A 15434-nucleotide genomic window follows, 5' to 3' on the forward strand; every position below is an offset into this window, starting at 1 on the left:
ACAATAGAATGATTAAAATATACATTTGTATGTGATAAGACTAATGATAATAGAAAACTATGATATTTTGAATATAATAATGATTTTGAGTTAGATGTTGTTGCTGAAACACTAATGAAATATTCTTATCATGTTAAAAGTATTGAATGATCTAAATCATTTATAGAAGAATCTTTCTGATCTAGAATAGAAAAATTAGAAGTTATCTGAGATTCAATTGAATTTAATATTAAACATGACGGAATAATTTTAGATATAGTTGAATGTAAGAAAGAAACTAAGAAAAAAACTAAAAAGAAAACTAAATAATATAAAGTTCAAATAGAATATACAGGGTAATAATTACCCTGTATATTCTATTTGAACTTTACCACTTCGTAAATTACCGAAGTGGTGATATGATAACGAATATCAAAAACACGTAAATAAAGTATACTTTCTTGATATTCGTAATAATAATTTAAATAATAATAATAAAATAAGGATAATGGACAAATTAAGTATCGCAGCAGTATGAGCAACTATAACAGTATGACTAACATATCTAGGAATTAAAGAAGAAATATTTTTTCTATTCTTATTTTTATTAAGTCTAGATTTTTTTACATGAATTGCTAAATGATTTATACATTCAGATGTTAAATCGTCAACTGTTACAATTTGACTAATAAAAAAGGTTAGTATATTATTTGTAATATTATGAACTGCTGTTTTATTAAAAATATTAGATTTTGATCCAACTTTAATTGACACTTATATTTATGTATTATTTTGAGCATTTTCAATGGTAGAGTTATATTCAGTTATATGAAATACGTATAGTATTCACTATGGGGTTAAAATTAGCGAATTTGATGCTTTAAAAATGTTATTGACATCTATATCCTTCGTTCTAGAAAAAGGCATTACATCTAAATTAAATGAGATAAACATAAAAGAAGAAAAAAAAGAAAATACTAAATAATTAAATTAGTATTTTTTTATTATTTTATTAAAAGTTGAAAATATAAGAAATATCTATATATTATAGATAGATAATTTTATAAATAACGACTATAAATATGATAATAAAAGACAAATTATTAAATAATACATGAAATAAAGATAAAAGAACTTTATCAGATATAATATTATATCTGATAATTCATCATACAGCATGAAAATCTCCATGAGATTTCAATATGTTAAGTGGTAGAAATAAAAATAGTAAAGTATCTGTTCATTACTATATCTGAAAAGATTGAGTTATATGGAATTTAGTATGAGAAGACTATATAGCACGGCATACAGGTAAATCTAATATAGGACCAAAGGAAAAAACTAGATGGGGTTGGAATTTAAATACTATATCTATCTGAATAGAACTAGAAAATTTATGAGATCGGAAAGATCCTTATACTGATGAACAAATAAAATCATTAGAAGAATTAACATTAGATATATGTAAAAGAAATGATATAAAATCTGAAAATATATTATGACATAAAGAAATTACTACAAGTAAAATAGATCCTTCATCAAATTTTTATAAAGGAGATATGAAATGATTTAGATCTTATATAGAAAATGAATTAAATCCTAAAATAATAGAAGAAACTAAATTAAATGCAAATCTACAAATATTAAAAGACAATAAAGAATGATTAACATTTTTATATAAATTAGTTTCTAAATATAGTATAAAAGATATACTAATAATAATATTGTGAATTATCTGATTATTAGTATTGAATTATTATCATATTTCAATAGCTGATCTAATTGATTTATTAAATAACCTAAAATAATATGAGTAATATAAATAAAGAAGAATTAACATTAGATAAGATCTGATTTTATAATATGACAAGAATGGAAGAAGGTAAATATATAATGTATATTAAGACTAAATAGAAAAGATATATTATTATTATATTTATTATTATATTATATACTTACAAATTAACCATTGATTTATCTGATAACAAAGAGATAAATCAAACATGGTCCTACATACACTTTTTACTTATAGAAGTATATATCACCATACACTTTTTACTTATAACAAAATACAATGATTAAGATAGATATAAAGCCATTATCTGTAAATTGAGCATATAAATGAAAGAAGATCAAAACAAAAGCTCTAATAGAATATAAGGAAGAATTAGATAATATAATAACATTAGAAATTTGAGAAGATCATTTTAATTATATAGATTTTGAAAAGAAATGATTAGCATTAAAATTAAATATAGTATGGTGATTTAGTAGTATGTGATCAGATGTAGATAATCCATTAAAACCTTTTATAGATGCATTACAAGAATCATTATGATTTAATGATAATATAGTATATGAGTTAAATGTAAAGAAAACAAAAACAAAAAAAGAAGAAGAATTCATACTTTTTGAAATAGAAGAAGTATCAAGTTCTAATTATAAAATAGAAAATTTTAATATATAACATAAAAATATTATGTGAAAACCAACAGATCTATTAAGGGAAACACAAATTGAAACTTTTAATGAAAATGCAGAATTAAGGGTATCACAAGATAGTAATTTTGCACTTGATCTTGTATTATGAAATATTCCATGATTGGCACAATTTGATAAATTTTGAACTAATCCAGATATTGCAACTGCATCTACGCCATAAGATATATGGGGTGGAGGAGGAATATATACATGATTTCCAACATGAGCAGCTGAAACATTAGAGATTTATAGTTCTAGTTTAGAAGATAATTGAGTTGTTCCTTGAATTTGAGCACAAACAGTAGAAATATCTTGATTATTAGACGAAAATTATAATGCAATATCTACTGTTACAGTAACATTAAATTGAATTACTCCTGTAAGTTTATGAGCACAAACATATATCAGATCTAATAGAATAAAAGTTTTAACTGCATGATCTACTTGAAAAAATTCTGGTGTTATTACATTAAGACATACAACTACAATTACAAATGTTTTTGCAACAATGCCAATTGGAAATAATCAAACAGCTATAATGGCATTTACAGTTCCATTAGGAAAGAAAATAGCAATAGATAGATGATTTATTAGTATGGCTAGAAGTGGTTGAAATATTTGAAGTGCTAGAATAACGGTAAGAAAAAGACCAGTTTGATGAGTATTTAATGCGATTAGGGATATAACCATTACAAATTCATCTGCATATACTTTCGAAAATAATGGTTATATGATATTTACTGAAAAAGAAGATATAAAAGTAACCGTAGAAGATGTTTCTGATAACTGAACAATAGTATCTAGTGAAGCTGATTGAATGACAATAGATATAATTTAATTAAAATAAAAGTTGAAAAATAAAGAAAAACATATATATTAGTTATAATATATTTAATACTTAATAATAAAATAAAAATGGCAAGAATAATTGAAACACAAGAGGTTAAAAAATTAAGAAAAGAACTTAATAATTGTAATCCAGATAGTATGTCTTTTAAAAGAATATTATCTCAAATAGAAGCATTAACAAAAAAACCTAAAATTAAAGAAGATGAACAAATATAATTTTAATAAACTGAAATTAAAAACTGAATGAACTCTAAAAAAGATTAGTTGAACTAAATATTTTAGAGTTTCTTCACCTTATATATTTGAATTGTATTATAATGATAGTTTTATAGCTGAAATATTCATCAGAGAAGGCTTTTATACAGATTTTGGTAGTATTCCATCAATTCTATTTTTCATGGATAAAACAGCTTATATTTCATATATTCTTCATGATTTCTGTTATAGTTTAATATGACAAGTAGAAATAAATTGAAAAATAAGATGAATATCTAGAAGAGAATGAGATTATATCTTACAATTATGATTAGAATTAGAAGGTATGTCTAATATACAAAGAAATATGGTAGATTTATGATTAAAAATAGGTGGATCTTATAATTATAAAGAATTAAAACCAGAAATAAAATCAATTAGTAAACTTGTTGAGAAATAAAAAGTTGAAAATATAAAAAATATCTATATATTAAATATAGATATTTTATTTTATAAATAAAAATAATATGGCAGAAAAGAAATATTCATGAATAAATTATGAAGTGTTAAAAGATAAATGGTTCAGATCAGAATCAAAAACTTTTGCACAATTTTTAATTGACGAAAAAATTAAGACTTATAGTAAAGAAAAAGTATCATGATGGGTTAAACAAAAAAAATCTTATATTCAAGATAGATTAAATGAGGCTAGAAAAAATGTAGATAAAGATGTAGAAGATGAACTAGAAATAACTGCAAATAAACTAATGAAAGCAAAAATTGATATTATAGAAGAGTTAATTGATAGAGTTTGAGATATAAAAAAATTAAAAAAATCAAAGAAAAACTGATTTACAACAACTGAACTTATTCAAATAAATACTTTAATAAAAACAGAACTATGAGAAGCTAGTGATATTAAGAAAATAGAGTGAGGTGAATGATTATTTACTATTAGTATAATACCTAAATAAAAATAATGACTGAAATAGATAAAAATAACTGATTACTTACTAAAAAATGAGTTAAAAAAATTAGTCAAGATGAGAAAAAATTAAAGCAAAGACAAAAATACTTAAAAAAATACGAATGAATAAAAAGAAATCCTAATTGATTAACAATTTTATGATGAGTATATAATAAATTTAATGTTTTGCTTGATTTTTATATGCTTGAATTCAGGAAAGAATGAAAAATTATGAATTATATATTTTTAAATGCTAAACAAAGAGAAGCATTTAAGAAATATCAGAATGATGAAGATGTATCTGAGGAAATTTTATATTGAGGTTGAGCATGATGAGGTAAATCATTTATTTTAACCTTAATAGTATTTATAAATGCTATAATGTTACCATGATCTGGATGGTTTATTTGAAGAAGGGTATTAAAAGATGTTAGAACATCTACAATAGTATCATTAACTAATTTAATGGATTCATGTGGGTTTGATGATTATAATCATAATAAATCTGATTGAATGATTACATTTAAAAATAAATCATTTGTAAAATATTGAGAATTAGAGAATATCCCTTCTGATACTACGTTTAAAAGGTTATGATCATTCGAATATACAGGTGTATTTATTGATGAAGCGCAAGAAACTGTTGTTTGAGCTAAATCTGCATTAAGGTTTAGATTAAGATTAAATAAAAAGGTAACAGTAAATGAAGATTGAAGTGAAAATATACATTGGAAAAAGAAAGGTAAAATGTATTATTCTTGTAATCCATGAAAAAATTGGTTATTTACAGACTTCTATCTACCATGGGAACAATGAAAATTAGATGAAAGAAAAGTATTTATTCAAGCTCTACCAGAGGATAATGAATTTTTGGATGATATGGCACTTGATATATATAGAAACTCTGATAACGAACTATTTAAGCAAATATATTATCATGGTAACTGGCATTATGATGATGATCCATCAATATTATTTTGATATGATGATTTAAATCAAATGTTTTTGAATGATCTTACAACAAAATCAGAAGAGAATTATATTACTTGTGATGTATCTTGACAATGAGATGATAAAACAATAGTAATAATATGGAATTGATATAAAATTATACGTATATATTCAGAGGACAAATCTGATTCAGTTAATTTATCAAAAAAAATAAAAGAATTTGAGAAACAATATTGAGTTAAAAGAAAAAATGTAGTAATTGATTCTACTTGAATTTGATCTTGAACTGCTGATATACTAGAATGATGTGTAAGATTTATGTGAGCTGCCAAGAGTATAGAAAAAAAAGAAGATGAAATAAGAAAATTAAATTGAATAGAAAAAGAACATACTAAAATAAAATATCTTAATGATAGATCAGCATGTTTCTTTAAATTATCTGATTTAGTTAAAAAATGAGGTATATATTTTGAAGATAATATATATAAAGAAGATATAATCAATGAATTCTCATTTATTAAGGAAATAGTATCTCCTTCTGATACGATAGTTAGAAAGATCATTAGTAAGCAAGAAATTAAAAAATTCTTATGAAACTCTCCCGATTTTGCAGATGCAATTTCTATGAGAATGGTGTTCGATTTTGACATAGAAGAAGAGGAAGATACTAGAACAATAGAAGATTTCGACATCTTTATGTAAAAAAAAGTGGAAAATTTTAAAAATATCTATATATTATATGTATAAATATTTTAATTTATAAATAAAAAATAATATGTTTACAGGAAGACAAAATTTTTACTGAGTTTGAGTAGAAACAACAAGATGATCTGGTTTAGTTACAGACCTAAATTCTTGGTTTGAACAAGGTGATGCTGATTTTCAAGATAGATACGAATTAGGAGAAGATAATGGAGTTAATTGATCTATTATGGATGGATCTGATGTATTTAAATCTGCGGAATGGGCTGATTGAAAAATATGAGGTAATCTAAAAATGAATTCAATATCTGCATTTTTATATAATGTATTATGATCTAAAACAACTACAATACCAGAAGCTGGTGTATATCAACATGCTATGACATTATTAGAAAATAATCTACATCCTTCACTAGTAATAGCTAATGAAAATCCAATAGAAAAAAAATTATATAGTTTAGCTATGGTTAAATCATTCGAAATTTCTGCTTCTATTTGAGAAGTTGCTACGGTTTCTATTGATTTAGAAAGTAAAGGTTGAGTAGTTGATGCTGCTATAACAAAAACGTTTACAGTAGATGAAAACTTTTTAGCAAGATTTGGTATATTTAAATTAGCTAATACATATGCTTGATTAGATGCAGCTGCTTCAATGAATTTAAGATCATTTAAAATGACTTTTACACCTAATACAGAAAGAAGATGAAGCCTTTGAAATATAGGTCCAGCTGAAATTTTAAATAAAACATATAACGTATCTTGAACAGTAGAATTTGATTATGCTGATAATATTGTAAAAGATCTAGCTACAAATGCTACTAAACAAGCATTACAATTTGCTATTATAGATACAGAAAAAACTATTTGACTTGTATCAAATCCAACATTAGATTTTAGATTTTATAGAGTTGCATTTACATCATATGAAGTATCTGCTCCTGTTGATGATGTTGTTACTCAATCATTAAATTTTAAAGCATTATATGATTTTTGAAATGCTGCAACTTTAACTTGTAAACTTATAAATACATTAAACTTTTAATTAAGTTTTTTGTATATTACAAGTATATTTAATTTAATAAACTAATAAAAATGGAAAATAATAAAAATTATGATAAATTTAAAGAATTAGAATCTGATTTCAAGAAAATAATAATGGAAATGGATAAAGAATCTAAGGAAAATAATAAAACTTATAGAACTTTTAAAGTTAGATGAGCTGATCAAACAATCAATAGAAATAATAGATCTGTAATTATAGAATGAATGGATATTGCAGAATATTTAAAAAATCCTGTAATATTTATAAATCATGAATCTTGGGATGTATTAAAAATTGTTGGTAGAGCTACGAAAGTAGTTAAAGATCTTAAAAAGAAAGAAATAACTTTCGAAGGTCAATTTGCTGACACTGAACTATGAAATATGATTGCTGATTTATATGAAGATGGATTCTTAAAAACTGTATCATTAGGTTATAATGTATTAGAAAGAGATGAAACTGATCCTAGAATATGTAGTAAAACAAATCTATATGAATGTTCTTTTGTTGCAATTCCTGCTAACACAAATGCTGAAAAAATGGATAGTATTTCACAAGATAAAATGGATAAATTAGTTGAACTTTGAATAATTACAAAAGAAGAAGATGTTAATTTAGCTGATTCTACTGAAATTAAAGAAGAAGATAATATTGAAGATAAAGAATTAACTATCGCTGATTTAAATACTAAATTAGATAGCATAATGGCTTTACTATCAAAAGATGAAACTGAAATAAAGGATGAAACAGTGAAAAAAGAAGAAGAAAATAAAGATGATATTGAAAAAAAAGTGGAAAAAAATGAAAAAATCGATATACTATATAGTGAAGAAGATTTAACGGATTTATTCAATATGAATATATCTAAACTTTCTTTAAAGAAATAATAGTTGGCAACTAACTTAAAGTTGCATATTTTATATAATAATATACATAATATTATGGAAATGGAAAAATTATTCGCTGACTTTCAATCAAAGACAGAAGATACATTAAATAGCTTAGTTAACGCTTCAAAAGAAGAAACTAAATTAGCAATTGACGCTTTAAATGAAGAAATTACTTCACTAAAAGGTAAAATGTCAGAAAGTGATTCATTATCAGATGAAAGTGCTAGAAAAAAGATTATAACTGATGCATTTGCTTCGTTTAAAGAAATATCTAAAACAAACTGATCTTATACTTTAAAAAGTGCAATTGATGCTGCTTTTCTAAATGAAACTGTTGCAACTGAATGAAAAGAATTAGTTATTGCAGAATTTGCAAGAGATGTTATCCAAGTTATGGCTGAATTCGCTATCATAGATAATGTTAAAAACTATTCTACTAGTTCAAATAACAAATCTATAAGAGTTTATGCAAACTGATCTACTACTTCATATGTTGCTCCTTGAACTGTTCCTACTGTTTCAAAAGGTGCTACTTCTGTTATTAACTTTACAGTTGCTGATGCTAAAACATTAGTTCAAGTTGAAGATAATTTACTTGATGATGTTGCAGAAACTTATGCTATTATAGTTAGAGATATAGCTCAATCACAAGAATCTTTTAAAGAAACTCAAATCATGTTATGAGATGGGACTGGTCTAAATAGAACTGGTGTAATGGAAAATGTTGGTATTACTGAAATAGCTGATACAGGTGCTGGTAATATATCTATATCATTATTGACTGCGGTTGAAACTGATGATTACTTAGATACTATTGTTAATGCAATGCCTGCTGAATTAGAAAGAGATGCTAAATGGTATTTATCTAAATATGAAATTGGTATACTTAAAAAATTAAGAGATACTAATGGTAATAAATTATACCCTTCATTAGAAACAAAAGAAAAAAATCTAAAAGGTTATGATGTTGTAACTGTAAAAGATAAAGTAATAACTTCAACTGCAACTGATGTTGCATCTGCTAGAAATTACTTACTAGGTAACTTTGCTGAGGGTTATGCAGAAGTATCAAGAAAAGATTTTGATATTCAAGCTATGTATTTAAGCAATGATCAAGCTGCTGGTGTTCAATCTTTACTTGCTGTTGCAAGACATACTGGTTGAGTAATCATAAATAGTGCATTCGTTGTTGGTATTAACGGTATTAACGGTAATAACGGTAATAACGCTGTTGGTATAGTAAATATATAGTATAATCAATAAAATTAGAAGATAGAAATATCTTCTTTTTTTTGTATTTAAATTAAAAGTTGAAAAATATTAAAATATCTATATATTATATATAGATATTTTAATAAATAATAAATAATAAATATGCTAGTAGATATAAATGATATAAAATTATTACTATGAATTTCAGTTCCAGATCTATGACAAGATTCTTTAATAACTTTAATGTATAATAAATCAATTTCATATATTGAAAATTATACATGATTAAAATTAGATAAACAAACAATAGTAAAAAAATATGAAAACAATTGAAGTTATATTTTAAATCTATGACAATATCCTATCAATAGTATATCTGAATTATCAGTTTTAATTTGAAATGATTTTTTTGATGCTGATTATGAAGTTTTAACTAATCTAGTAGATTATAAATTAAAATCTGAAACAGGTGAAATATTGATAAAATATCCAACATCATGATGGCAAGAATATAAAGCTACCTATGAAGTATGATATGATATAAATGACCTACCAAATGATTTAAATGATATTATAATTGATATGACAGTTTGATATTATAAAGATAATACTAAGATAGATACACAGGGTGTAAAATCTGAGTCTGTTAATTGAGATACAATATCTTATATGGGTAAAGTAGATCAAATAAATAATACAAAAACAGCATTAGAAAATAGTATTATAGTATTAGATCAATATAAAATATTTACTTACTAATAAAATACAATGAAAAAACACTATATAAATACAGTAGATTATTCAGTAAAAACATATACTACTAATATTTCATGAAATAGACAATCTGTATATCTATTAGATAGACAAATAATTTGATATTTTAATCAAAATTCTGATTCATATACAACAGAATGAGAAAGTAAAGATTGAAGAGAATTTCAATTTACTTGTGATTATACAGAAACATTTAAAACATGAAATTATATAGATTTTGAATGATCAAGATATTCCATTAAAAACATAGGAAAAAATAAAGGAATAACTCAATCTTTTACAAGACTTACTTTAATAAAAAAGGTATAATGGCTGAAAATACTATAAATAAATGATTTGATCTAAATGTAATATTGGATAAAAATTTCCATAATTTAATAAGAAATATTTCTGATAAAAAAGAAATTAAAAAAATATTTTGACAATGAATTAAGGATGTTGCATTATTCTTAGATAGAGAAAGTGCTATTAGAACACCAGTAGATACATGAGTTTTAAGATCTAAACAAAGAGCATTTATTAAAAAATGATTTAAATCAACTATTAGAAATTCAGTTTGATATTGATTATTTGTTCATGAATGAACTAAATATCAAAGAAGTCAGCCTTGGATGAAAAATTCTATTGATGAGAATAAAAAAGAAATAAATACAACATTTAATAGATGAATAGAAATTTACTTTAATAATTTAACAAAATAATATGAATAATTTAATAGATATAGAATGAAAAATTCTCACAATGCTTAATACATTGAAATCACCAGATTCTGTATTTAATGAAGTTCAAGATGTATTTGCTATGGATAATCAAACATTTCCTTATGTATGATTTGAGTTAGTTTCAGAAGAATTATTAAAAAAATCTGTAAATGAAAATCAAATATCATGAGTTTTCGAAATATATATGTTTCAAGAAATAAATGAAAAAGAAGGAATATCAAGAAAAGATGCTAAATCAACAGTTCAAAAATGAACTAAACAAATATCAGATCTATTTCAAAAAAATGAAACTTTTGATTGAGAAATAACACAATCTTGATTAACAAATATAGTATATAATGCATTTGCTGATGAAAAATGAATAATATATTATTCTAAAATTACATTAGAAGTTGAATTTTATCAAAATATCACTATATTATAATTATAAATAACTATTAACTAAATAAAAATGAAAATAATTGATACAATTACAAGTATATTCTCAATAAAAGATAAGGTAACAACTGAAATAAATGTTGATTATTATGATACTAATCCTCTAATGCAAATACTTAGTGGTAATACTACTGTATTATCATCAGATTTTTCTAAGTTTTATAAAAGGAATTCATTTGTATATGCTCCGATTAAAATGATTGCAAATACTGTAACAAAATTAGAATATTGAGTATATAAAAATTGAAAATTAAAAGAAGATCCTAATTTAGATCTTATAGATAATCATTTAATGAAGTCTATTGTATCTAGTTTTCTAATATATTGAGAATCATTTATATATCAATATAAAATTTGAAAAACTATTAAAAAATTAGAAGTATTAAATTCATATAATGTTAAATTTTCATGAGAATCATGAAGCATGAATAAAAACCCAGATTTTTTTGAATATAAAAAAGATAATAAGACATATAAATTTGAAACAAAAGATCTAATACAAATAGTTTGATATGATCCTAATTCAAAATACAGATGAGTTTGAGCTGTCGAAGCTGCTGCTAAAAATATTTTAGTAATAGAAGAAATTGATAAATGGAATATTTCATTACTTCAAAATGGTTGACATATATGAGGAAAATTTAAAGTTCCAAAACCATTAAATTCAGAAGAAAGAGAAGCCTATAAAAGATCTTTTGCTAGTAAACAATCTGGTGCCACAAATGCAGGTAAAGATGTAATACTTTGAAAAGATGAAGAATATGATATATTACAAACATCTTTAAAAGATATGGATTTTACATCATTAAAAGAATGGAGTGTAGAAGAATTATTATCATGTTTTTGAGTTAATAAATGAATATTAGGTAAAGAAAATTGATTAAATTATGCTACATTAGAGGCTTATAGAGAAGTTTTTTATGAAAATACTATACTTCCTATTACAACAGAAATTCAAGACTGATTTAATGATTCATGAATATTCGACTGAGAATTTAAATTTATAAATGTTAAAAATGAAACATTAGAAAATATACTATCATTATTTAGAGATTGAGTATCATCATTAAATGAAGCTAGAAGTATGGCTTGATTAGTTCCTATCAAATGAGGTGATATCATATATAAAAATGGTAATGAAATTACCATTGCTTCTGATTCAATAAAAAATGAAGTAGAAATTAAAGAAAAAGAATTAAAATCTGAATTATGATCAATATTTTGAGATTTTGCTGATTCATTTAAATTAGAATATGATAAAATTGAAAAAGAAAATACATATTGAACTGATGAATATTTTGAAAAACAAATATTAGCAATAGATTCTTTATCTAAATCTGAACTTAAATCAATGAATGATTGAATAAATAAAATATTTGATAAACAAAATAAAGAATTATCTAAAATTATAGGTAAATCAACTGATGTAAAAGCAATTAAATCAGATATTAAGAAATATTATAATGATAATCAAAAAAAATATAACTCATTTTTATCAACTGCAATGGCAGAATGATTATGATCTACATATAAAAAATGATTAAATGTAACATATAAAGAATTTGAAGATAATAAAATAAAAGAATTTAAAAAAATATCAGAAAAAAATATAGGAAAAAGTATAGATAATCAAATAGATAATATAAGTAAAGTTACATGAGAAACTTCTACTACAATATTATCAGATAAATTTGATAAAGAAATTGATAATATTAAGGCATGATCAATATCAGCTATTTCTATATTAGATACTCAATTTACTAACTTTAAGAAAAATAGATCTGAAAAAATATCTAAAACTGAAATAATTGATGCTTGAAATACAGCTAAATTAGATGTTTATATAGAAAATGATGATCTAGTTGAATCAAAAGAATGGTATACAGCACAAGATGAAAGAGTATGTTCAGAATGTGGACCTATGAATGGTAAAATAACTAGCTTAGAGAAACCTTTTATTGATAAAGGTAGTAATACTCCAAGTTGAAGAGAAGTAACGTATAAGGACGTAATAACTCCTACATTACATCCTAATTGTAGATGTATTATAATTCCAGTATTGAAATAAACAAAAAAGATATAGATTATTAGTCTATATCTTTTTTATATTATTTTTATATTATCATTAAATTCATCAATTGAATCTTTATAATCTTCATAATTTCCATTTTTATTACAAATAATTTGAGATACAATATTACATGCTGTATTATATACTATCAAATATTCTCTATAATTCTCTGTATCAATATAATAAAAATCTGAAAAATCTTCTATTTCTGTCTTAAACAATAAAGTAGAAGACATCATCAATGTATATTTATCCATTGAAAATATATCTGAACCTTCATAAACATTAAAATATCATGTATCCCAATCTTCTCATCATATTTTAATATCAGATATAATATATTTTTCTGAGTCAATTTCAATTGTTATATTTGTTTTTTCTAAATTTCATTTAAATTTTATATTCTTTTCCATAGTTAATTTATTAAATTATAAATTATTAAGTATATCTTATCTTAATTATATCTCTTACTTGATTTATTATTTTTCTACATCATTCTATACTCATTCAATATTCATCACTAAGTTCTCTTAGTTTCATTTCATTATAAGTATAATTATAGAACATTTCTCCTTTTTTACCCATCTTTTTTAAATCATTTTTAATATCATTTATTAAGATATCATCTTGTATTGATTTTTCATTAAAATTTCATTCTAAATTCTCCATATAATTATGATCATCATCAGAATTTTGATTAAAATATACTACTTTGATAGTATCTCATTGTTCATGATATTTATCATTTAATTTCTTTTTATTTAATAAAGTTTTTATTAAATAATCCTGATTGTTTAATATAAAACTTTTAAATGATATTTTACTATTTAGATTAAATTTATTTAAAGAATCTTTTATTAAAGAATATAGAAATGTATCTATATCTTCTTTTACTAATCAAAATATAGAAGGTTTATAAGAAAAATAATTATAATATGTATCCTTTAAAAATAAAATAATTTCATTTTGTTGATCTATATTATCTGCTTGTTTATATAAATATATTACAAAATCAATACTTAATTTCTCATAATAATTTGTATATTTTGTGTTTTTTTTATACTTATTCATATATTCTTATTAAGAAATAAAGCTCTTTTAATTAAAAGAGCTTATAATATTAACCTTTAAATTTTAATCATCTTTTGTTAATTTCTATTAAGGTTCTTTTATATATCAAAGAATCTGGTCTTACTGTTCTAATAAAAATTATTATATCTTTATCAGATATTTTTGATTCTTCACTTTTCACTTCTTCTTTTACTTCTTCTTTTAATTCATTTATTTGATCTTCTGTAAAACCAGCATTTACTAATCTTTTATCTATTTCATCTATTTCATCTGTTTTAATAGTATCTTTTTTAACATCAGAAGTTTCAATATTATTTAAGAAATTTTCATTATTTATTTCAATTAACTCTTCATCTGTGAATTTACGTAATGGATTTATATTATCCATTTTAATTAAATCTTTATCTTTTAATTTATCAAATTCAACATCTATTATCTCTGTTGTAATTACTGTATCTTTAATATATTCATCAACTATTTTATGTGTTAACATATTATTGTGTTCTTCTTTTAATTCATTTATTTGATCTTCTGTAAAACCAGCATTTACTAATCTTTCATTTATTGTCATTTTTTTAGTAGACATGTGTTTATATAGTTATTTATTAAAGTAATTTATGTTTTCAAGACTTTAACATCTGTCTATATTATTTTAGTATATTATTTAGCATAATATTGCAGCTCTATTAAACCTTAGACCTGCTAATTCTATGTCTAAGGAAAGACTATGCATTCATTGCATCATACCTCTTTTATTAGTTTCAATTTTTAATATATTTTTATCTATATTTTTTAAATCACTTATTTCTTCTTTATATCTATCAATTAAAACTCTAATTTGAAAATTATAAATTGGATATGTTAGACCTCTATAAGAATGAATTTCTAATACATAATCTTCATCAGATTTCTCGGATTTATCATTGACTTCTTAATCTTCATACTTCCAATTTCAATTTAAGAAATCTTGTAATTGTTTACTATCAATAATTTCTACTTTTTCTATTTCATTATTTAACAGTATAAATCTTGTTTTTTCCATAATTTTATATAATTATAATTTAAAATAATTTATGTTTTTTAGACTTTA

The 15434-nt window shown here is 22.8% G+C and carries 11 protein-coding genes and 1 pseudogene; 8 read left to right on the forward strand and 4 right to left on the reverse strand.

The features are described 5' to 3' along the window. Window positions 1-3375 precede the first annotated feature (3375 nt). From PF569_04635 to PF569_04660, 6 genes are all read left to right on the forward strand, one after another. Entirely contained in the window at window positions 3376-3525 is a 150-nt protein-coding gene (locus tag PF569_04635) for a hypothetical protein (GenBank protein ID MDA3855520.1), read from the forward strand. A 3691-nt stretch (window positions 3526-7216) separates the two neighbouring features. Next, window positions 7217-7342 (forward strand): hypothetical protein, encoded by a 126-nt coding sequence (locus PF569_04640; protein ID MDA3855521.1) that lies wholly within the window; start codon window positions 7217-7219, stop codon window positions 7340-7342. 48 nt (window positions 7343-7390) lie between these two features. Beyond that, window positions 7391-7546, forward strand: a complete 156-nt coding sequence (locus PF569_04645) for a hypothetical protein (GenBank protein MDA3855522.1) — start codon at window positions 7391-7393, stop codon at window positions 7544-7546. 3 nt (window positions 7547-7549) lie between these two features. Then, window positions 7550-7753, forward strand: a complete 204-nt coding sequence (locus PF569_04650) for an HK97 family phage prohead protease (protein ID MDA3855523.1) — start codon at window positions 7550-7552, stop codon at window positions 7751-7753. 117 nt (window positions 7754-7870) lie between these two features. Then, window positions 7871-8053 (forward strand): hypothetical protein, encoded by a 183-nt coding sequence (locus PF569_04655; protein MDA3855524.1) that lies wholly within the window; start codon window positions 7871-7873, stop codon window positions 8051-8053. A 60-nt stretch (window positions 8054-8113) separates the two neighbouring features. Beyond that, entirely contained in the window at window positions 8114-8341 is a 228-nt protein-coding gene (locus PF569_04660) for a hypothetical protein (protein MDA3855525.1), read from the forward strand. Window positions 8342-8343: 2 nt separating this feature from the next. Here the strand turns inward: PF569_04660 and PF569_04665 are convergent, their stop codons facing one another. Continuing rightward, window positions 8344-8469: a hypothetical protein gene (locus PF569_04665; GenBank protein ID MDA3855526.1), complete on the reverse strand. Its 126-nt coding sequence runs from the start codon at window positions 8467-8469 to the stop codon at window positions 8344-8346. Window positions 8470-8755: 286 nt separating this feature from the next. On the opposite strand from PF569_04665, the pseudogene PF569_04670 reads away from it, so the two are divergent. Beyond that, window positions 8756-9220 (forward strand): annotated as a pseudogene (locus tag PF569_04670) (phage major capsid protein). Between the two features lie 1995 nt (window positions 9221-11215). Next, window positions 11216-11434 carry a hypothetical protein gene (locus PF569_04675; GenBank protein MDA3855527.1) on the forward strand — a complete coding sequence of 73 codons (219 nt, stop codon included), beginning with the start codon at window positions 11216-11218 and terminating at the stop codon, window positions 11432-11434. 722 nt (window positions 11435-12156) lie between these two features. Here PF569_04675 and PF569_04680 read toward each other — a convergent pair. From PF569_04680 to PF569_04690, 3 genes are all read right to left on the reverse strand, one after another. After that, window positions 12157-12351, reverse strand: a complete 195-nt coding sequence (locus tag PF569_04680) for a hypothetical protein (GenBank protein MDA3855528.1) — start codon at window positions 12349-12351, stop codon at window positions 12157-12159. 954 nt (window positions 12352-13305) lie between these two features. After that, a complete protein-coding gene (locus tag PF569_04685) occupies window positions 13306-13530 on the reverse strand; it encodes a hypothetical protein (GenBank protein ID MDA3855529.1) in 225 nt (74 codons plus the stop codon). Window positions 13531-14411: 881 nt separating this feature from the next. Beyond that, window positions 14412-14915 (reverse strand): hypothetical protein, encoded by a 504-nt coding sequence (locus PF569_04690; protein MDA3855530.1) that lies wholly within the window; start codon window positions 14913-14915, stop codon window positions 14412-14414. Between the last annotated feature and the right edge of the window lie 519 nt (window positions 14916-15434).

Source organism: Candidatus Woesearchaeota archaeon (assembly GCA_027858315.1).
Taxonomy (GTDB): domain Archaea; phylum Nanobdellota; class Nanobdellia; order Woesearchaeales; family UBA583; genus UBA583.

Coding starts and splice junctions, on each gene's coding strand:
- PF569_04635 (MDA3855520.1), top strand. CDS start 3,376: ATGGCAAGAATAATTGAAACACAAGAGGTTAAAAAATTAAGAAAAGAA.
- PF569_04640 (MDA3855521.1), top strand. CDS start 7,217: ATGGAAAATAATAAAAATTATGATAAATTTAAAGAATTAGAATCTGAT.
- PF569_04645 (MDA3855522.1), top strand. CDS start 7,391: ATGGATATTGCAGAATATTTAAAAAATCCTGTAATATTTATAAATCAT.
- PF569_04650 (MDA3855523.1), top strand. CDS start 7,550: ATGATTGCTGATTTATATGAAGATGGATTCTTAAAAACTGTATCATTA.
- PF569_04655 (MDA3855524.1), top strand. CDS start 7,871: ATGGCTTTACTATCAAAAGATGAAACTGAAATAAAGGATGAAACAGTG.
- PF569_04660 (MDA3855525.1), top strand. CDS start 8,114: ATGGAAAAATTATTCGCTGACTTTCAATCAAAGACAGAAGATACATTA.
- PF569_04665 (MDA3855526.1), bottom strand. CDS start 8,469: ATGATAGCGAATTCAGCCATAACTTGGATAACATCTCTTGCAAATTCT.
- PF569_04675 (MDA3855527.1), top strand. CDS start 11,216: ATGAAAATAATTGATACAATTACAAGTATATTCTCAATAAAAGATAAG.
- PF569_04680 (MDA3855528.1), bottom strand. CDS start 12,351: ATGGTAATTTCATTACCATTTTTATATATGATATCACCTCATTTGATA.
- PF569_04685 (MDA3855529.1), bottom strand. CDS start 13,530: ATGGATAAATATACATTGATGATGTCTTCTACTTTATTGTTTAAGACA.
- PF569_04690 (MDA3855530.1), bottom strand. CDS start 14,915: ATGACAATAAATGAAAGATTAGTAAATGCTGGTTTTACAGAAGATCAA.